Origin of the sequence: Mesorhizobium sp. J428 (assembly GCF_024699925.1) — a bacterium.
Lineage (GTDB): Bacteria > Pseudomonadota > Alphaproteobacteria > Rhizobiales > Rhizobiaceae > Mesorhizobium_A.
The window spans coordinates 3124844-3144251 of the sequence record NZ_JAJOMX010000001.1 but is presented as its reverse complement, the minus strand read 5'-3'; the positions used below and the strand labels follow the sequence as shown (position 1 = coordinate 3144251).

General features: G+C 65.5%; 14 protein-coding genes and 4 pseudogenes. 7 read left to right on the top strand and 11 right to left on the bottom strand.

Translation table 11 applies throughout. The features are described from left to right. Positions 1–8 precede the first annotated feature (8 nt). Positions 9–1166, bottom strand: coding sequence for an ABC transporter ATP-binding protein (locus LRS09_RS15855; protein WP_257807773.1), 1158 nt, complete (start codon positions 1164–1166; stop codon positions 9–11). A gap of 217 nt (positions 1167–1383) precedes the next feature. Here LRS09_RS15855 and LRS09_RS15850 point away from each other — a divergent pair, with 217 nt between their 5' ends. Both LRS09_RS15850 and LRS09_RS15845 read left to right on the top strand, forming a co-directional pair. After that, positions 1384–2355 carry an ABC transporter substrate-binding protein gene (locus LRS09_RS15850; RefSeq protein ID WP_257807772.1) on the top strand — a complete coding sequence of 324 codons (972 nt, stop codon included), beginning with the start codon at positions 1384–1386 and terminating at the stop codon, positions 2353–2355. A 98-nt stretch (positions 2356–2453) separates the two neighbouring features. Next, entirely contained in the window at positions 2454–4187 is a 1734-nt protein-coding gene (locus LRS09_RS15845; RefSeq protein WP_308240308.1) for an iron ABC transporter permease, read from the top strand. Here LRS09_RS15845 and LRS09_RS15840 read toward each other — a convergent pair whose 3' ends face one another. The 8 genes and pseudogenes from LRS09_RS15840 to LRS09_RS15805 all read right to left on the bottom strand — a co-directional run bounded on the left by LRS09_RS15840 (position 4188) and on the right by LRS09_RS15805 (position 12565). Beyond that, complete coding sequence (locus LRS09_RS15840; RefSeq protein WP_257807770.1) at positions 4188–5228, bottom strand: ABC transporter ATP-binding protein; 1041 nt, start codon at positions 5226–5228, stop codon at positions 4188–4190. It lies immediately after the preceding gene. Positions 5229–5253: 25 nt separating this feature from the next. Further along, on the bottom strand, positions 5254–5418 hold the full coding sequence (locus LRS09_RS15835; RefSeq protein WP_257807769.1) for a hypothetical protein: 165 nt from the start codon (positions 5416–5418) through the stop codon (positions 5254–5256). Between the two features lie 194 nt (positions 5419–5612). After that, a pseudogene (locus tag LRS09_RS15830) lies at positions 5613–5837 on the bottom strand (lipid-transfer protein); the annotation flags it as partial. A gap of 117 nt (positions 5838–5954) precedes the next feature. Further along, positions 5955–7658, bottom strand: a complete 1704-nt coding sequence (locus LRS09_RS15825; RefSeq protein ID WP_257807768.1) for an ABC transporter ATP-binding protein — start codon at positions 7656–7658, stop codon at positions 5955–5957. Between the two features lies 1 nt (position 7659). Then, the gene (locus tag LRS09_RS15820; RefSeq protein WP_257807767.1) at positions 7660–8598 is read right to left on the bottom strand and encodes an ABC transporter permease; all 939 of its coding nucleotides are present in this window, start codon (positions 8596–8598) and stop codon (positions 7660–7662) included. Between the two features lies 1 nt (position 8599). After that, positions 8600–9576: pseudogene (locus LRS09_RS15815) on the bottom strand (ABC transporter permease). Then, the gene (locus tag LRS09_RS15810; RefSeq protein WP_257807766.1) at positions 9573–11156 is read right to left on the bottom strand and encodes an ABC transporter substrate-binding protein; all 1584 of its coding nucleotides are present in this window, start codon (positions 11154–11156) and stop codon (positions 9573–9575) included. The pseudogene LRS09_RS15815 and the gene LRS09_RS15810 overlap by 4 nt, the downstream one beginning before the upstream one ends. Positions 11157–11221: 65 nt before the next feature. Continuing rightward, complete coding sequence (locus LRS09_RS15805; RefSeq protein ID WP_257807764.1) at positions 11222–12565, bottom strand: M20 family metallopeptidase; 1344 nt, start codon at positions 12563–12565, stop codon at positions 11222–11224. Between LRS09_RS15805 and LRS09_RS15800 the strand changes: the two genes are divergently transcribed. Next, positions 12540–13511 carry an N-formylglutamate amidohydrolase gene (locus LRS09_RS15800; RefSeq protein ID WP_308240307.1) on the top strand — a complete coding sequence of 324 codons (972 nt, stop codon included), beginning with the start codon at positions 12540–12542 and terminating at the stop codon, positions 13509–13511. The genes LRS09_RS15805 and LRS09_RS15800 overlap by 26 nt on opposite strands. 23 nt (positions 13512–13534) lie before the next feature. After that, entirely contained in the window at positions 13535–14383 is an 849-nt protein-coding gene (locus tag LRS09_RS15795) for a MurR/RpiR family transcriptional regulator (RefSeq protein ID WP_257807763.1), read from the top strand. A gap of 110 nt (positions 14384–14493) precedes the next feature. On the opposite strand, the gene LRS09_RS15790 is transcribed toward LRS09_RS15795, so the two are convergent. Then, positions 14494–15597, bottom strand: a complete 1104-nt coding sequence (locus tag LRS09_RS15790; protein ID WP_257807762.1) for a saccharopine dehydrogenase family protein — start codon at positions 15595–15597, stop codon at positions 14494–14496. A gap of 128 nt (positions 15598–15725) precedes the next feature. On the opposite strand from LRS09_RS15790, the gene LRS09_RS15785 reads away from it, so the two are divergent. Continuing rightward, complete coding sequence (locus LRS09_RS15785) at positions 15726–16148, top strand: Lrp/AsnC family transcriptional regulator (RefSeq protein ID WP_257810210.1); 423 nt, start codon at positions 15726–15728, stop codon at positions 16146–16148. A 224-nt stretch (positions 16149–16372) separates the two neighbouring features. Here LRS09_RS15785 and LRS09_RS15780 read toward each other — a convergent pair. Further along, positions 16373–17657 (bottom strand): annotated as a pseudogene (locus LRS09_RS15780) (acyl-CoA dehydrogenase family protein). Positions 17658–17847: 190 nt separating this feature from the next. Between LRS09_RS15780 and LRS09_RS15775 the strand changes: the two are divergent. Together LRS09_RS15775 and LRS09_RS30350 are read left to right on the top strand one after the other, a co-directional pair. Next, a complete protein-coding gene (locus tag LRS09_RS15775; RefSeq protein WP_257807760.1) occupies positions 17848–18900 on the top strand; it encodes a phosphotransferase family protein in 1053 nt (350 codons plus the stop codon). Beyond that, positions 18901–19400 (top strand): annotated as a pseudogene (locus tag LRS09_RS30350) (3-hydroxyacyl-CoA dehydrogenase family protein); the annotation flags it as partial. Positions 19401–19408: the final 8 nt, after the last annotated feature.

Here is a 19408-nt window from a genome sequence, read left to right as displayed (position 1 = left end):
CCGTTTGATCATGTCTCTGCTGCTTCCAGCACCCGGTCTTTCCGGCCGTGGTGCAGGGAACCGGTGTGCGAGGCGCTCACGACGCCATTCGCGTTGAAAAGGAAGAGCTTGTCGGCCGGGATGCGCACCCGCACGGCGCTGCCGCGCTCGAACGGCGTTCGGGAATCGACGAGCAGATCGTCCTGTCCGACCCGCACGGAGTGGCGCCAGGTGCCGCCCGGATAGCTCACCGCCTCGACATGGCCGAAGAGATGCAGGCAGCCATCGCTGTTTCGGGACACGGGGCTGTCGGGCAAGAGTTCGGCGGCCTCGGCGCGGAAGCGAGCCTCGAACGTGCCGCTGCTCAGCGCGGGGCCATGCAGCTGCAGCACGGCGGGATCGTTGTTTGGGCCGGCCTCGATCGAGGCTGACCCATCGGCAACGTGGCCGGAGAGATGAAGCATGTTCTCCGCGCCCATGAAGGCGGCGACGAAGGACGAGGCAGGTCGGTTGTAGATCTCCTCCGGCCGTCCCTGCTGGGCGATCCGGCCTGCCTCCATGATGACGATGCGATCGGCCATCACCATCGCTTCCTCGCGATCGTGCGTCACGTGGACGGCGGTGATGCCCAGCCGCTTCTGCAGCGCGCTGATGTCGTGCCGCACCTTGAGCCGGATGCGCGCATCGAGATTCGACAGCGGTTCGTCGAGGAGCAGGATCTGCGGATCGATGGCGAGCGCCCTGCCCAGCGCCACGCGCTGGCGCTGGCCGCCGGACAGGGCCGCCGGCTTGCGTTGGCCAAGCCCCGACAGGCCGAGCAGGCCTTCGAGTTCGCCGACCCGGCGGGCGATCGCCTCGCGTGGCATTCCCTTCAGCTTCAGGCCGTAACCGATGTTCTGCGCGACCGTCATATGCGGCCAGAGCGCGTAGGACTGGAAGACGAGCGCCATACCGCGCCTGTCGGGCGGCAGGCGAGTGACGTCGCGGCCCGCAACGGAGACCGTTCCTGAGGAAGGCCGGACGAAGCCGGCGATGGCGCGCAGCAATGTGGTCTTGCCGCAGCCGGACGAGCCGAGAAGGGCGACGAACTCGCCCTTGCGGATGGAGAGGCTCACAGTCTCCAGCACCCGCGTCGCGCCATATCCGGCCGACAGATCGGTGATCCGTAGATAAGATTCTTCCTTCATCCCAATCCCTTGCACAGCTGTGCAACTGCGGAGCCACCTCGTCCGCGGGATCAGGGATAGGAGGCTTTCATAACGGGCAGATGACGATCGCCGCTTCGCGAAGACACGTGTCTGCGGCCGGCCGCGCGGCTGTCACGCAATCGTCAATCGCAATGGGTAGGGATGCGGTTTCTAAAAGTCGCTGTCGGCTCGTCCGGCATCACCAACGAGGTTCATAATGCGCATCCTGCTTTCCGCCCTGCTTCTCGCCACAGGCGTCGCCCAGGCCTCGGCCGCCGAGGGCAAGCTGGTTCTCTATACGAGCCAGCCGAACACCGACGCCCAGCAGACGGCAGATGCCTTCATGGCCAAGAATCCGGGCGTGACCGTGGAGTGGGTGCGCGACGGAACCCCGAAGATCCTCTCCAAGCTGCAGGCGGAGATCGAGGCCGGACAGCCTCAGCCTGACGTGCTGCTGATTGCCGACGTGGTGACGATGGAAGGGCTCAAGGCCCAAGGCCGCCTCATGGCCTATCCCGAGGCTAACGTCGCTGCGTTCGACGCCGGCCTGATGGACAAGGACAAGACCTACTTCTCCACCAAGCTGATCACCACCGGCATCGTCTACAACACCAAGGCCCCGTTCGTGCCGGCGAGCTGGGAAGACCTCGCCAGGACCGAGGCGAAGAACCTGATCGCGATGCCGAGCCCGCTGACCTCGGGCGCGGCGATGATCCATACCGTCACGCTCACCGGCAACCTCGCCGGAGGCTGGGACTTCTACAAGCAGCTCGCCGAGAACGGCGCGGTGGCGGCCGGCGGCAATGGCGACGTGCTCAAGGCCGTGTCAGGCGGCGACAAGCTCTTCGGCATGATCGTCGACTACATGCCGATGCGCGAGAAGGCGAAGGGTGCGCCCGTCGAGTTCGTCTTCCCGAAAGAAGGTGTGTCGGCGGTTACCGAGCCCGTCGCGATCCTGTCCACGGCGAAGAACGTCGAGGCGGCGAAAGCCTTCATCGACTTCATCCTCTCCGAGGAAGGCCAGAAGCTCGCCGTGTCGCAGGGTTATATCCCGGCGCTCGCCAGCGCCGGCCTGCCCGCCGGCTATCCCGAGCGCTCGGCGATCAAGGTTCTCGGCTACGACGCGGCCGCGACCCTTGCCAACGATGCGGCCAATAAGGAAAAATTCTCCGAAGTGATGGGCCAGTAAGGGCCTGTCCGGAGATTTGCGAACGCGGTCCGGCGGGGCAATTTAGCACCTGCCGGGCTCGGCGCTCCCAGACGGCTTTTCAGAGGACATCTCTCCGTTTGGCATCGATCCATACAGTCGACATCGCCGGGCAGCGCAGCCCCGGCGCGATACGGGCGACATGGCTAAGGCCGGGCCGCCTCGCCGCCATCTGCTGGGTCGCCGCCGTCGTCGGCCTGCTCAGCCTGCTGCCGATCGGCCGGCTCCTGCTCGCCGCGATCGCGCCGGGTTGGGAGCTCGACCTCGCCGCCTTCGCCGGCCGGATCACCACGACGACAGCGCTCAGGGCGACCTGGCACACGCTTGACACGGCCTTCTTCGGCGCCGTGCTGGCAATCGCGATCGGAGCGCCGTTCGCGCTCGCCGTGGCGCTGACGGACATGCCGGGACGGCGGACGCTCGGCTTTCTCCTGCTCCTGCCGCTGATGATCGCGCCGCAGGTGACGGCGCTGTCTTGGCTGCACTTGTTCGGCCCGTCGAGCGCGTTGCTCAATGCGCTCGGCATCGCGCCGCCGCCCGGCACGCCCAATCCCGTCATCGGCCGCGAGGGCATCATCCTGCTCTACGGCGTCCAGCATGCACCGATCGTCTTCGTGACGCTGCGGGTCGGACTGGCGCGCATTCCGCGCGACTTCGTCGAGGCCGCGCATGCGGCCGGCGCTTCGACATCGCACCTGCTCCTGACGATCGTCCAACCGCTGATGCGGCCCTATCTGCTTGCGGCGTCCGCGCTGGCCTTCGTCTCTGGGGTCGGCAATTTCGGCATCCCTGCCCTGCTCGGCCTGCCGGTGAACTATCTGACCCTGCCGACGCTGATTTACCGGCAGATGTCCAGCTTCGGGCCAGGCGTGCTGCCGCAGATGGCGAGCCTTTCGGTGGTGATCGCCGCGCTGGCGCTGACCGGTGTCGCCATGCAGGCATTGGCCACGCGGGACGCGGGGCGCTATTCTGGGGGGCTGCCGGCGCGCTTGCCGCTCGGTCGCTGGTGCTGGCCGCTCACAGCGCTCGCCTGGACGGCGATCCTGCTGATGGTCGTGCTGCCGGCGCTGGCGCTGGTCTCAACGGCATTGGTCCCGTCCTTCGGGGTGACGCTAACCTTCGAGACGGCGACGCTGGCAAATTTTACGGAAGTTCTGACGCGACAGGCTGCGACAATGCGGGCGTTCCGCAATTCGACGTTGCTGTCGGCCTCAGCCGCCGTCATCCTCGCCGCCGGAGTGATCCCGTTCGCACTCGCGCTCGACCGTTTCGGCGCGAGATGGCGACGTGGCGCGCAGGCCGCTCTCGAACTGCCCTATGCCGTACCGGGCATCACGCTGGCCATCGCCTGCATCCTGCTGTTCCTGCGCCCGCTGCCTTTGATCGGCAGCCTCTACGCCACGGCGTGGATCATCCTCGTCGCCTATCTGATGCGCTTCGCGACCTTCGCCGCGCGCCCCGTCGCCACGGCGATCCGGCAGATCCCGCGCGACCTGGACGAGGCCGCGGCAGCAGCCGGCGCCGGCGCCCTGCGGCGCATGTGGACAATCACCGCGCCGCTCGTCGCCCCTGCCACGGTGGCCGGGGCGCTGCTCGTGTTCATGGGCGCGTTCAACGAGCTGACAGTATCGGCACTGCTCTGGTCCGGCGGCAACGAGACGCTGGGGGTCATCCTCTTCAGTCTCGAAGAGGCGGGGCTCGCCGCGCACGCCGCGGCGATCGCGGTGTCCACCATCGTTGCGGTCGTGCTGATCCTCGGCCTGCTCGACCGCCTTTCCGGACGACTGCCCGCCGGCGTGCTGCCCTGGCGGTGATCAGCCCTCCGGGATAATCCAAGCATCCGAGATGGCGACATGGATCCGCTCTCCGACCGCGGGAGGATGGGGCGCGTCGAGCGCGATCTCCTCGCCGGTCCCGAGCGCCAATCGCACTTCGTGGACGGGCCCGCGATAGATCGTCGACGTGACGACGGCCGGCAGGCCCGTATCGGCCGGCTTCAATGCCTCCGGACGCAACAGGACCCGGATGGAGCCATTTGCGGGACGATCGCCGCGCGCCGGAAACTGGACGCCATCGACGTTCACCGTCACCGCGCCGTCGCCCTGTTCGACCGCCTCCGCGCGGACAATCGCGCCTCGCCCGACAAAACCGGCGACGGTCGCGTCCGCCGGTGACCGGTAGACCTGAGACGGATGCGCGACCTGCAGCAACCGGCCACGGTCGAGCACAGCGACGCGGTCGGCCAGCGCCAGCGCCTCCGCCTGGTCGTGAGTGACGTAGACAATCGTCGCACGCGTGCGCCGATGGATCTCGCGGAAGACGTCGACCATCGTGGCGCGCAGATGCATATCGAGATTGGCCAGCGGCTCGTCGAACAGGATGATGCCGGTGTCGGCGACGAGGCAGCGGGCGAGCGCGACGCGCTGCCGCTGGCCGCCCGACAGTTCGTCGACCTTGCGGGCGCCGTAACCTTCGAGCCCGACGACGGAGAGCACCTCGGCCACCCGTTTCTCGACGGCCTGTCGTTCGACGCCGCGGGTCTTCAGCGGATAGGCGACGTTGCCCGCGACGTCCATGTGCGGCCACAGCGCGTAGGACTGGAAGACGATGCCCACCCCGCGCTTCTCGGGTGGAACCTGTCGCCCGGCCTCGGCTACGATCTGATCGCCGAAACAGATTGTGCCGGCGTCGGGTGCCTCGAATCCGGCGATCAGCCTGAGCAGGGTGGACTTGCCGCAGCCGGACGGGCCGAGCAAGGCAGTGAAGGAACCGCCCGGAAAATCGAGCGACACACCGTCTACGGCCTGAACTGCGCCGTAGCGGCGCGACACCTGTTGCAGGGCGATATGGGTCATCCGATCTCCACGAATTGCCCCGCCATTATCCAAAGTCCGGCCCGAAGGCCACCGCCGAAAATTCAGAAGCGCTGATCGACAGCACCTCGAAGGTCTTCGCGATCGTATCCATTGCGCTTTCGTTGTCGGTGAGGGGAAGGCCGGCGATAAGCGCGTCGACGATGGCGCGCTGGCCGATGCGGCTGGTCATCTCTTCGTTCCGGAACTGCGCCTCATACGCCCGGCGGCGGCGCGCGCGGGCGCAGGTATTAAGCCGATGCGGGCACTGCAGGCGCAGCTCCGCATTTTCTACCTGGTCATCTCGCACCACGGGATGACGGTGATGTGAATGGGCGAGATCGTCGCGATCACACCGGCCTGTGCCGATGGCTCGCCCCGGCCGCCTCACTGCGCCTGGTAGAGGGTGACGACGCAGGCGCCGCCGAGGCCGAGATTGTGCTGAAGCGCCGTGCGCGCGCTGTCGACCTGCGTCGGACCGGCGGTACCGCGGAGCTGGTTGGTCAGCTCGTAGCACTGGGCGAGACCCGTCGCGCCGAGCGGATGGCCCTTGGACAGGAGACCGCCCGACGGATTGGTCACGACCTGGCCGCCATAGGTGTTGTCGCCGTCCGCCGCCGAACCGACCGTCAGCCAGTCAAGCGCGAGGAAATCGGCAGCCTGGATGCTGCGGGGCCTCGGGCCTCGGTTGCTGTCTCCCCCGAAGGTCGCACACGAGAGGCGATGGCGTCAGGCAGGGAGCGCGTCGTCGATTGCCGCCATCGCAGGCATGGCCGGAATGAGCGACAGAAGCCGCTGGACATAAGGATGCTGCGGCCTGGTGAACAGCTGCTCCGTCGGGGCGACCTCGCGCAGTTCGCCACCTTGCAGGACGGCGACGCGGTCGCACATCTGGCGCACCACCGGCAGGTCGTGGCTGATGAACAGGATGGTCAGGCCGAGCCTTTCCTGCAGGTCCTTCATCAGGTTGAGGATCTGCGCCTGGATCGATACGTCGAGCGCCGATGTCGGCTCGTCGCAGATCAGGAAGCTCGGCCGGCTGGCGAGCGCCCTCGCGATCGAGATGCGCTGGCGCTGCCCGCCGGAGAAGGCATGAGGATAGCGCTGGGCCGCATCGGCCGGAAGCCCAACCGCGGCCAGCAGCTCGTCCACCACGGGGCGCGCAGCCGCCTTGCCGGCAACGAAACGGTGATGCAGCAGCGGTTCGGCCAGGATGTCTCCCACCTTCATGCGCGGATTAAGCGAGGAATACGGATCCTGGAACACCATCTGCGTCTGGCGACGAATCTCCATCCGCTCCGACTGGCTTGCCGTGAACACGTTCCTGCCGGCGAACAGCATCTCGCCATGGCTTGGAGGCGTGAGGCCGGCGAGGATACGCGCCATGGTGGACTTGCCGGATCCACTCTCGCCGGCGAGGCCCAGCACCTCGCCGCGCCCGATCTTCAGATCGATGCCCGTGAGCGCGGTGAAGCCTGACTTGCGTGAGAGCAGGCCCTTCCGCGCGCCATAGGTCATCGCGACGTCGCGCAGTTCGACCAGCGGTCCGTCCGGCGCGCTTGCGGCGCGCGTTCCGGCCGACAACCATTCCAGTGCCGCGTCGACACCCTTGCCAAGCCCGGCGACAGGAAAGCGATCGCGCTTGACGTCCATGCGCGGAACCACCGAAATCAGGGCGCGGCTGTAGGGATGTTCTGGCTGCTCCAGAACCTTGCGGGTGGGGCCGAGTTCGACAAGACGGCCGCCCTGCATGACGGCGACGCGATCGGTGATCTGCGCGATCACGCCCATGTCGTGGGTGATCAGCATCACGCCAATGCCCCGCTCCTGCGCCAAGGTCTTGATGAGCTGGAGGATCTGGGCCTGGACAGATACGTCGAGCGCCGTGGTCGGCTCGTCGGCGATCACAAGTTCCGGGTTCGAGCAGAGTGCGAGCGCGATGACCGCGCGCTGGCGCATGCCCCCGGAGAACTCGTGCGGCCAGTTCTTCACCCGGCGCGCCGGGTCGGGAATACCGACTGCATCGAGCTGTCGCACCGCCTCCGCGCGGGCCTCGGCCAGCGACATCGACCGATGCGTCCGGATCGTGTCTACCAGCTGCCGCTCGACGGTGAACAGCGGATTAAGGCTCGTCAGCGGGTCCTGGAAGATCGTCGAGACCCGCCGGCCGCGCAGCGCGCGCATGGCCCGGGCGTCCGTCGCGTCGATCTCGGCCCCCTTGACGCGGATGCGACCGGCTGCAATCCGGCCCGGCGGCTGCAGCAACCCGGTGATCGCCGCGCCGACGGTCGATTTGCCGGCGCCGCTTTCGCCGACGACGCCGACGATCTCGCCCGCTCCGATGGAGAGCGTCACATCGTGGACGGCCACGAGCGTTTCGTCGCGCAGCGGGAACTCGACACGCAGGCCTTCGATCTCGAGAACCGGCTCCATCTCAGCGCCTCCTCGGATCGAGCGTCTCGCGCAGCCAGTCGCCCAAAATGTTGATCGACAGCGCAAGCACGAGCAGCACCAGGGCCGGGAAGGTGAGGATCCACCATTCGCCGGAGAGCAGGAACTGCTGCCCGATGCGGATGAGGGTTCCAAGCGACGGCTGGTTCGGCGGAAGCCCGGCGCCCAGAAAGGACAGCGTCGATTCCGCGATCACTGCCAGCGCGAAATTGATGGTCGAGATGACCAGGATGGGCCGCGCAACGTTCGGCAGAAGGTGGCGGCGCAGGATCGCGCTCGCCGGACGCCCCATCATCGTCGCGGCCTGGATGTATTCGCGCCGCATCTCCACCATCGCCGCGCCACGCACCGTGCGCGCGTAGGACACCCAGTCGGACAGGCCGATGGCGAGGATCACCACATATATCGCCATGGCGTCGCGCATCCCTGTGGGCAACAGCGAGCGGGTCAGGCCGAAGATCAGCAGCGCCACCAGCATGGACGGGATCGCGAGCTGCACATCGGCCATGCGCATGATGAGCGCGTCGGTACGGCCGCCCGCATAACCCGCGATCAGGCCCAGCGTCACACCTATGAACGCTGACAGCGCGACCGCCGCGATGCCGACGACGAGCGAGGTACGCGCGCCGAAAAGCATCGCCGACAGCATGTCGCGGCCCTGATCGTCAGTGCCGAGCAGAAAGAAGGCGTCCGAGAATTCGTTGCGGCTGAACGGCGGCGTGAAACCGTTCATCAGATCGAAGGAGCCGGCTGCGCGCAGATCTTGCGGCGCGATCCACGGCGCCAAAGCAGCCGCGAGCGCGACCAGAACCACCAGCGCGAAAGCGATCATCGCGCTTGGGGAAGCCAGGAGGGAACGGCCGATTTCCGACCGCCGGAAGCGTCGCCACGGACCGCTGGAGGAAAGCTGCTGCTCGCTCATCTTATTGCCCCGCGGCGCCGGCGCGAAGGCGTGGATCGAACAGATAGTAGAGGCAGTCGACGATCAGGTTGATAGCGACGAAGACGAGGGAGACCAGCAGAAGATAGGCGGCCATGATCGGCACGTCAGAGAAATTGACCGAGTTGATGAAGAGCAGGCCGACGCCTGGCCACTGGAACACCGTCTCCGTCACCACCGCGAACGCTATGATCGTGCCAAGCTGGAGACCGGAGACCGTGATCACCGGGACCATGGTGTTCTTGAGCGCATAGCTGAAATTGATGAGGCGATCCGGCAGGCCGCGCGCCCTGGCGAAGCGGATGTGATCGGACGTCAGGACCTCGCTCATTTCCGCGCGGACAAGCCGCAGGATGAGTGTCACCTGGAAGAGTGCCAGCGACAGCACCGGCAGGATGATCGCCTTCCAGCCAGACACGGTGAACAGGCCCGTAGTCCACCAGCCGAGTTGGACGGTCTCGCCGCGGCCGAAGGCCGGCAACCAGCCGAGTTAGCCGAGAAGACGTAGATCAGGCCGATGCTGATAAGAAAATTGGGCAGCGACACGCCGACGAGCGAACCTGTCATGATGATGTGCGATATGCGGGAGTCCGGCTTCAGCGCCGTCGTCACGCCGAGGAAAATGCCGATGGCGAGCGCCAGCGCGAAGGACAGCACCGCCAGCTCCAGCGTGGCGGGTAGCCGCTCCAGGATGAGTTGGAGAACCGGCTGCCCGATACGGGTGGAGATGCCGAAGTCGCCCTGCAACGCCGACCAGATAAACCGCGCAAACTGCACCGGGAAAGGCTGGTCGAGACCGAGCACGGCTTCGAGCTGCGCGCGGTCTGCCGCCGTCGCATCCTGCCCGAGCATGTTCTGGACAGGATCGCCGATGAAGCGGAACGCGGCGAAGGAGAGGAAGGCGGTAACCAGCATCACCGGCACCGCCTGTCCCAGCCTGCGAAGCAGGAAAGAGATCATTCAGCCACGGTCACGTTCTTGACGAAGATCTGGTTGCCGAGATTCGGCGTGATACCGATCTTCTCGGCGCTGGCGCGCGCCAGCATCTGGTTGTGGATCGGCAGATAGAAGGTCTCTTCCTGCACCACTTTCCAGATGTCGGCAATCGTCGCGTTGCGCTTCTCGATGTTCGGCTCGGCCGCCAGGGATTCGATCTTCGCGTCGAGATCAGCGTTCGTGTAGTTGATCGACGCCCAGGCGCCGCGGCCGTTCGAGCGCGAATGAACGAGGTTGTCGAACAGGTACTGGCTGTCGAAGGTCGAGACGCCCCATCCCATGATGTAGAAATCGGTCTTGCCGTTGGCAATTGCCGGGAACTGCACGCCGCCCGGCTGGACGTCGAGCTTCACGTCGATGCCGATCTTGCCCAGCATGCCGCTGGCCGCCTGGCAGATCGCCTCCTCGTTGACGAAGGCATCGTTCGTGCAGTGCAGCGTCACGCTGAAGCCGTCGCCGTAACCTGCCTCCGCCATCAGCGCCTTGGCAGCGTCGAGATCGACCGGCGGAACCTTGCCCATCTCCTCGGTGTAGCCATTGACGAAGGGCGGAGCGATGGTGCCGAGCGGAATGGACTCGCCGCGCATGACGACGCGCTTGATGGCCTCGCGGTCGATCGTCATGTTCATGGCGTGGCGCACGCGCTTGTCCGCGAACGGATTGCCCTTGGCCTGGCCAAACTCCAGCTTGTCGGCGCCGACGTTGAGGCCGAAGAAGATGGTGCGGTTTTCCGGTCCGCGAACGACCTTGATGCCCGGTGCCTGTTCGAGCCGCGCGATGTCCTGTGCGGGAACGTCCTGCAGGAAGTTCACCTCGCCGGACAGCAGCGCCGCAACACGCGTGGCCGGCGACTGGATCGGCGTGTAGACGATGCGGTCGATGTCGAGCGGGAACTCGCCCTTGCCCCAGTAGCCGTCATAGGCCGCAAGTTCGGTCTTGCTGTCGGGAACGCGGCTGACCAGCTTATAAGCGCCCGTGCCGTTCTCATTGGTCGCGGCAAAGCTCTCCTGTCCCGCCTTGAAGTCCTGCGGCTTGGCGGCGTTGTTGGCCTCCGACCATTCGCGGTTCATGATGAAGATGTTGATCAGGTTGTTGACCAGCAGCGGGTTCACGCCCTTGGTGTGGACGCGCACCGTCAGCGGATCGACCACTTCGACGCGGTCGACCGAGGACAGCAGGGAGCGGACGTTGGACGTGTCGCTCATCGCGCGCTCGAAAGAAAAGGCGACGTCGTCCGCCTCAAACGCCGTGCCGTCGTGGAACGTCACACCGTCGCGCAGCTTGAACTCCCAGATCGACGGATCGCTCTGGAGGTTTTCCCACGACACGGCGAGAACCGACGTCAGCTTGCCGTCATCGGAACGGGCGACGAGCGGTTCATAGATCTGGTGATTGAAGGTGTGGGTGATGCCTTCATTATAAGCGTGCGGGTCGAGCGTCTGCACGTCGGATGCGCGCGCCCAATTCAGCGTTTCGGCCATCGCGGGAAACGCGGTGCCCGCCATCATGAGCGCCACGAACCCGGCGCGAATGGAAACTGTCATATCTCAAGTCCTCTCTGTCGGTTGGCTGGCGGGGCATCTGCGCACCCTCGCCCGCCGGGTGATGGTTATTCGCTTCTGACGCCGCACCAATCGATGACTGCGGCGGCCAGGATTTTGGTCGTCTCGCGGATGGAGGCCACGTCGGCCCATTCGTCCGCGCCGTGCTGGTTCGCGCCCGCCGGGCCGTAGCGCAGTGCCTGCATGCCTGCGGCTGCATAGTGCGCGCCGTCGGTGACACCGATCGAGCCGCGCAGGATCGTTTGTGCATGGCCGAGCCGCCCGCGCGCAGCGCGGATCGAGCCGACGATCGGATGATCCGGAGAGGTGTTCATCGGCGGGAAATGCAGTCCGTACAGCTCCCACTCGACGGTGATCGGATTGTCGCGCAGCCAAGGGTCCGAGGCGCAGAAGCCGGCGACGAAGGCCTCGAAGTCGGCTCGGACCTCCGCGGTCTTTTCGTGCGGAAGGAATTTCATGTCGATGTCGATGACGGCAACATCAGGCACGATGCCGGGATTGCTCAGGATCTGCGGCAATCCGTCAGGGCCCATGCCCGCGCCGATCTGCACCACTCCGACGCCAAAATGATTGACGCCCGCCGGCATCAGCGGATGCGACTTTGAACGCGCGACGCCGGCTTCATAGTCGCGCAGCGCCATCAGGAACCGGGTCGCGATATCGGCGGCACTGACTGGCTCGTTGCCGGTGCGTGCGGCGTGCGGCTGCGGCCAATAGCCGGTGTAGCGGTAGGCCGAATGGCCCTGACGACCACGGATCGTGACGCGCAGCCACTCCAGCCCGCCCTGGCAGAGGAAGATCTCGCCCTGCCCCGGCTCCGCCACGATGACGGCCGCGGCGTGCTCGCCCTCGGCGACGGCGGCTCGCGCGCCGAAGCCGCCGGCCTCCTCGTCGACCACCGAATGCAGAGCAAGCTGACCTTCGAGTTCGATGCCGGCCTTGCGGATCGCCCGGATCGCACCCACGCAGCAGGCAAGCCCTGCCTTCATGTCCTGCGAGCCACGGCCCAGCAGCCGACCATCACGCACCTCGCCGCTGAAAGGCGGCCACGACCAGGCGGACGCATCGCCGACCGGGACGACATCGACGTGGCCGCAAAGAATGAGCGACTTGTCCGGATCGCCCGCCGATGTCCTCGCTACCAGGTTCGGACGGCCCGGCAGCGCATCCCACTGGCGCGTCGTCAGGCCGAGCGCGCGCAGTTCGCCATCCAGAAGCGCCTGAACCTCAGCCTCCCGGCCCGAAATGTCGACGTCGCCGTTGCCGGCCGGGAACTTCGGGTTGACGGAAGGGATACGCACCAGACGGGAGGCAAGATCGACCGTCCAGTCGGGCTCGGCATCCAGAACGGCCCACACACGGGCTATGGCGTCCTGCGGATCTGTGGACACGGAAGGCTCCTTGAAGTGGCGGTCGGGACCGCCGATCCGCACTATGATCGGTTGCCCGAAAGTGTCAATATCATTTCATAAGATAAAAATCGCTGGACAAATATCTGATCTCTTACAATCCTGCCGCCGCAGCCTCCGACCGCCGCATGGGCATTTCCCGCCAGGATCAGACATGTCGCAAATACCTGTAATCGTTCACGAAAATTCCTCTATTGACTGGCCGCCTGCGGCCACTGTCGAGAACAGCAGGAGTTGGTCGGAATGGGTTCTCGTCTGCGAGCATGCCTCATGCCACATACCAGCCGAATATGACCGGCTCGGGCTCGCGGTCGGCGCCGAAAGCGACCACATCGGCTGGGACATCGGCGCAGCTGACCTGACCCGCGCCATGGCGCGCAGGCTCGATTCGACCGCGATCCTGGCGAACTATTCACGCCTGCTCATCGACCTGAACCGCCCCTTGGCGGCCGAAAGCAGCATTCCGACTCGTTCCGAGGAAACGGAGATTCCTGGCAACGCCTTGCTAGACGATCCAGAGCGCACGCGCCGCGTGGAGCGCATGTTCACGCCCTTCCACCGGACCGTGGCCGATTTTCTCGACCGCCGCCGCGCGGAAGGCCGCAAGACCAGGCTGCTGACCGTTCATAGTTTCACGCCTGTATACCTGGGCGAAGCGCGCCCCTGGCATCTCGGGATTCTCGCGGGCGCGTCACGTGGACTCGCGGCGATCTTCCTGAAGGAGGTCGCGGCGGAGGCACCCGGCCTCAGCCTCGCGCTTGACGAGCCTTATCGCATTGCCGAGGATGACGACTACGCTATACCCGTACATGGAGACGCCCGGGGACTCGACGCGCTGCTGATCGAAGTGCGCAACGACCAACTCCGGAGCACGGCGGCCGTCGAGGAATGGGCAGGCAGACTATGCGCGGCGCTGGGCAGGATCTGAGCGCGGACAACAGACGGGGCGCAATGCAGATACGCGAGTTTCTGAGCAGCGGCCGGGTTTCCTTCACCCCGTCCGAGGAACGCATCGTTCAGGTGCTGCTGAGCGATTATCCCGGCGCCGGCCTCACCACCGCGGCAAGCCTCGCAAAGCGCGCCGGCGTGTCGGACCCAACCGTCAACCGCCTCGTGGTAAAGCTCGGCTTCGAGGGCTTCCCCGCATTCCAGGCCAGCCTGCTGGGCGAGGTGGAGGAACGGCTGCGCTCGCCGCTGCAGATGATGGATAGCCGCAAGCCCTCGCCAAGCGACAGCGCAATGCAGGGCTATATCGACTCGGTAGCCATGGCGTTGCAGGAGGCGCGGACGTCGACGCCTCAGAGCAGCTTCGACCGCGCCGTCCGGATGATCATCGAGGCGAAGAGCATCATCCTCGTTGGCGGTCGCTTCAGCGGGTTCATGGCCGGCATCCTTTCGGGTCATCTCGAGCAGTTTCGCGCGGGCGTGCTCAACCTCGGCTCGCCCACGCGCGCCGATTTCGACCGGCTCGTGGATCTGGGATCGCGCGACGTGGTGATCGGCTTCGACTATCGCCGCTACCAGAGGGATGTCGTTGATTTCATCGTCCAGGCGGAGGAAATGGGCGCAGGGATCATCCTGTTCACCGATCGCTGGCAGTCGCCGGCCGCTGCGTGCGCGAGCGTGTCGCTGATAAGCCCGGTCGAAGTGCAGTCGCCCTACGACACGATGGTCCCGGCCCTCGCCCATATCGAGGCGCTGGTGGCACAGGTGGTTGCGATGCACGGCCCGCGCCTTCGGGCGCGCATATCGCGGATCGAGCAGGTGAGGCGTGCCAACGACGTGACCGAAGGCGCCTGAACCCCGAAAGCGTTAGCCGCCTCTTACGCACCGCGAGAAAAAGATTTCTCTTCGTGGACATTCGACCGGCGGCGCGAGCGATGACCAACACCCGCGCCGCCTGCCGGATGTCAGGCAGCGTGCCGGGCGGAGGTCTGATGACTCGCGTAATGGCGGCCGAAGCGGTTCTCGAGGAAGTCCGCGAAGACGATGTCCTCCTGCCTGACGAAGCCGGACTGCGGCAGCGCGCCGGAGGCGAGCATGTCGAGGACGGCACAGATGCCAGCCGCCGTCGTGATTTGGATGGCGCTGTACTGGCGGCCGCCGATGACGCCGCTGTAGATCTTCTGCGCATGCGTCTCTTGGACGAGACGCCCATCCTTGTAGCCGCTCACGGTGACGAAGATCACCACCACGTCCTGGCTCGTCGACGGCAGCGACTTCTCCAGGATGTCCTTGAGCGTATCGCGGCGGTTGCGCAGGTTCAGGTCATTGAGCAGCGCCTTCATGATCGCCGCATGGCCGGGATAGCGGATCGTCTTGTAGTTGAGCGTACGCACGCGGCCGGCATAGGTCTCGCACAGCGTGCCGAGGCCGCCGGAGGTGTTGAAAGCCTCGTAGGTCATGCCGTCGAGCGAGAACTCCTCGCGCTCCTCCATGGCCGGCACCTTGGTCAACTGGCCCTCGACCACCGCCTCGCACGGCTCGATATACTCGTTGATGACGCCGTCGGTGCTCCAGGTGAGATTGTAGTTGAGAGCATTGGACGGATATTGCGGCAGGGCGCCGACGCGGAGCCGCACCGTCTCCAGCGTGTCGAAGCGGCGGGCGAGGTCGTTGGCCAGGATGGAGATGTAGCCCGGCGCCAGGCCGCACTGCGGAATGAAGGCCGACTTCGCGTCCTTCGCCAGTTCCTTGACGCGCCTGGTGGAGGCGACGTCCTCGGTCAGGTCGAGGTAGTGGATGCCGGCGGCGGAGGCGGCCTCGGCGATACGCGTGGTCAGATGGAACGGGGCGGCGCTCAGGACGGCGAAGCGGTCCTTGAGAAGTGCTTCAAGTGCGGCCGCATCGCCGATGTCGATCACCTGGATGGCGATGTTCGGATGCCTCGCGATGCCTTCGAGACGGGACGGATCGCGGTCGCAGACCAGGACCTCGAAGTCGCCCGTCTCAGCGAGCATGTTCGCGATGGTCTCGCCGATGTTGCCGGCGCCTACGACGACGATCTTTTTCATGAGAATCCCTTTCCGATATGAAGCCGTTCCATCACGCCATGCCGGCATTAGCGTTTCAAACCGTGGATGTGATAAAGTTGACGACAAAGTTTGAGCATTATGACGAACCCTCTGGGCAAAACGACAAGATGGACAAGGACGAGCTGCTGCTTTCGCTTCTGGCCGAGAATGCGCGCATGCCGGTCGCCGAATTGGCGCGGCGGCTGAACCTATCGCGCACCACCGTGCAGGCACGGATCGAACGGCTGGAGCGCAGCAAGGTGATCTCGGGATACACGCTGAGGCGAAGCGCCGCCGCCGAGCGCGCCCAGATCAAGGGCCATGTCCTGATTACCGTGAAGCCGAAGTCCGCCAGCAAGACGATCGCCGAACTCACCGCGATGCGGGAGGTCAGGACGCTTCATTCCGTCAGCGGCGAAGTCGACCTCATCGCCATCGTCGCGACCTCCTCCGTGTCGGCGCTCGATCGCGTGATCGACAAGATCGGCGATCTCGACGGCGTCGAGAGAACGCAGACCTCCGTGATCCTCGACACAAAGGTGGAGCGATAGCACACCAGGGACGCGGGCATATTCAGCCTGTGTGCTGAAAGGAGCGAGACAGCCGATCTCCTCTCGAAGCCATACGCCATTTCTCGGTCAGCAGCATTCCCTGGCAAGCGCAGCCGGACCGGTTCGGCAACCGAAACGACGTGTGGAGGCGCTCCGGTCGGCTGACCAAATCGGCCGCGCCGGAACGAATTGCTCATGCACCGGTCGGAAAGATGACTCCGGCGTTATCGATCTGCTGCCGTCCTGCCGAGCGCGCGGTCGCTGAGTGCCGGTGCCCAGTTGGAGGCGCCGCCGCGCTGCCTGCTGCCTTGGTGCTTCTTGAACTCCATCCGTGCGAGTTGGTCGCGATGGACCTCATCGGGTCCGTCGGCGAGGCGCAGCAGCCGGGCCGTCGCATAGGCGGCGGCAAGGCCGAAGTCGTTGCTGGTGCCACCGCCGCCGAAAGCCTGGATGGCCCAGTCGATGACCTTGCAGGCCATGTTCGGCACTGCGATCTTGATCATCGCGATCTCGCTCCTGGCCACCTTGTTGCCGACGGTGTCCATCATATACGCAGCCTTGAGGGTCAGCAGGCGGCTTTGCTCGATCATGATCCGCGACTCGGCGATCCGCTCGCGGCTCACCGACTGTTCTGACAGCGGCTTGCCGAACGGCGTGCGCTCTTCCATACGCAGGCACATCTTCTCCAGCGTCCGCTCGGCGAGCCCGATCAGCCGCATGCAATGATGAATCCGCCCTGGTCCCAGGCGGCCCTGCGCGATCTCGAATCCTCGCCCCTCGCCCAGCAGGATGTTGGACTTCGGCACGCGGACGTTCCGGAAAACGACCTCGGCTGCGCGGTCGGGTACCCCCGTAGAAGCCCATGACCGGCAGCGAGCGCAGGACTTCGACCCCGGGCGTGTCGCGCGGCACGAGGACCATCGACTGCTGGCGGTAGCGATCCGGATTGTCGGGATCGGTCTTGCCCATGAAGATGATGATCTTGCAGCGCGGATCGGTGGCGTTGGTCGTATACCATTTGCGGCCGTTGATGACGTAGTCGTCGCCATCGGCGCGGATTTCGCTTTCGATGTTGGTGGCGTCGCTTGACGCGACCGCGGGTTCGGTCATGGCGAAGGCGGAGCGGATCTCGCCCGCCAGCAGCGGCTCCAGCCATTTGGCCTGATGCTCGGGCGTGCCGTAGCGCGTCAGCACCTCCATGTTGCCGGTGTCTGGCGCCGAGCAGTTGAAGATTTCCGGCGCCAGATGCGAACGGCCCATGATCTCGCACAGCGAGGCGTATTCCAGGTTCGTCAGGCCGGCGCCGTGCTCTGATTCCGGAAGGAACAGGTTCCACAGCCCCTGCCCCTTCGCCTTCGGCTTCAGCTCCTCGACAACGGGATAGATGGCCCACGGCCCAAGATCCTCGGCCTCGCGATAGAAGCGCGCCTCGTTCGGATAGATGTGCTCTTCCATGAAGGCGGTGAGCTTCTCTTCCAACTCCAGCACCCGAGGCGTCTTAGAGAACATTGGTTTCCTCCGATTGGTTCGATCGCAACGCGCCGGCTGGGCCAATCCAGCCGCCGCGAACGCCGTGGACGCGACCTTAGCCCATCCGTTCACGTTTGACGAGATCGTCCGACGATTTCGATTGACTATTCGCGGCGAGCCATCCTACGAAGGTATCGCAGCTTGGGCCGGACACATCGGGAGGATGGGCATGGATGCTGTTGCCCCGCCAAGCACGGCGCAGGACTGGACACCTGACGAGGCGCGCCTGTCTTGCTGGCTTGCCAGGACCATTCCAGGTTTTCGCGGACCGATCGACCTGCGGCGCATATCCGGCGGTCAGTCGAACCCCACGTTCAGATTGAGCGCCACCGGCATCGAACTCGTTTTGAGGAGCAAGCCGGCTGGCCACACGCTGCCGAGCGCGCATGCGGTCGATCGGGAGTTCCGGGTCCTCGAAGCGTTACGCTCCACTGGTGTGCCGGTTCCTTACGTCAGGGCACTATGCCGGGACGAAAGCGTGATCGGCACCGTCTTCTACGTGATGGACTTCGTGCCCGGACGCGTGTTCTGGGATCCGCGGCTGCCCGACCTCTCGCCTGTGGAGCGCGCGGCGATCTTCGATTCGATGAACGACACCATCGCCCGCATCCATTCGGTCGACATCGCCGCCGTCGGATTGGCTGACTACGGCCGCCCCGGCGCCTATGCGGAACGTCAGGTCGCGCGATGGTCCAAGCAGTATAGGGCCGCGGAGACGGTGCCGATCCCCGAAATGGACTGGCTGATCGACTGGCTGCCGCGCAACCTGCCGCCGGAAGATGCGACGCGACTGGTGCATGGCGACTACAGGCTCGACAATGTCCTCATCCACCCGACCGAGCCGCGCGTCGTCGCCGTACTCGATTGGGAACTGTCGACGCTGGGAAGCCCGATCGCCGACTTCGCCTATCACGCCATGAGCTGGCGGCTGGCACCCGATCTGTTCCGTGGCCTGGCGGGCGTCGATCTCCGGGACACCGGTATCCCCGGCGAGGCCGACTATCTCGCCCAGTATCTGCGGCGGACGGGCCAGCCCCAGTGCGACGACTGGGACTTCTATCTGGTCCTTTCGATGTTTCGGATCGCCTCGATCATGCAAGGCATTGCGCGGCGTTCCCTCGACGGCACCGCCTCCAACCATGATGCGGCGGCGATCGGCGCGAAGGCGAGGCCGATCGCGGAGATCGCCGTCGCATTGGCGCGTGGCACAGGGAGGACTTAGATGGCACAGATGCTCAGGATCGGTGTGGTCGGGGCGGGTCTCATGGGGGCCGAGATCGCCTTCGTCCACGCGCTCGCAGGCCATCCGGTCCTGCTCGCCGACCGCACGAGGAGGCGCTCGACGCCGCGATCGAGCGCTTGTCGTCCGTGTACGACAAGGGGGCCATGCGCGGCCATTACGACGCGGCGGCGAAGGCGGCGGTCATGGTCCGCATTGCCACCACCACGGACCTCTCCGCCTTCGCCGACCGCGATGTCGTGATCGAAGCGGTCTTCGAGAAGGAAGAGATCAAGGCCGAGGTGCTGGCGTCTCTGGATCGCGTCTGCCGTGACGGCTGCCTGATCGCCACCAATACCTCGACGATTCCCATTGCCGTGCTTGCCTCGCATGTGTCCGAGACGCGGCGCGGCAAGTTCGTCGGCACGCACTATTTCTCGCCGGTCTCCCGCATGCAACTGGTGGAGGTGATCCCCGGCGTCGAGACGACGGAGTCGACGCTCGCCGAGGC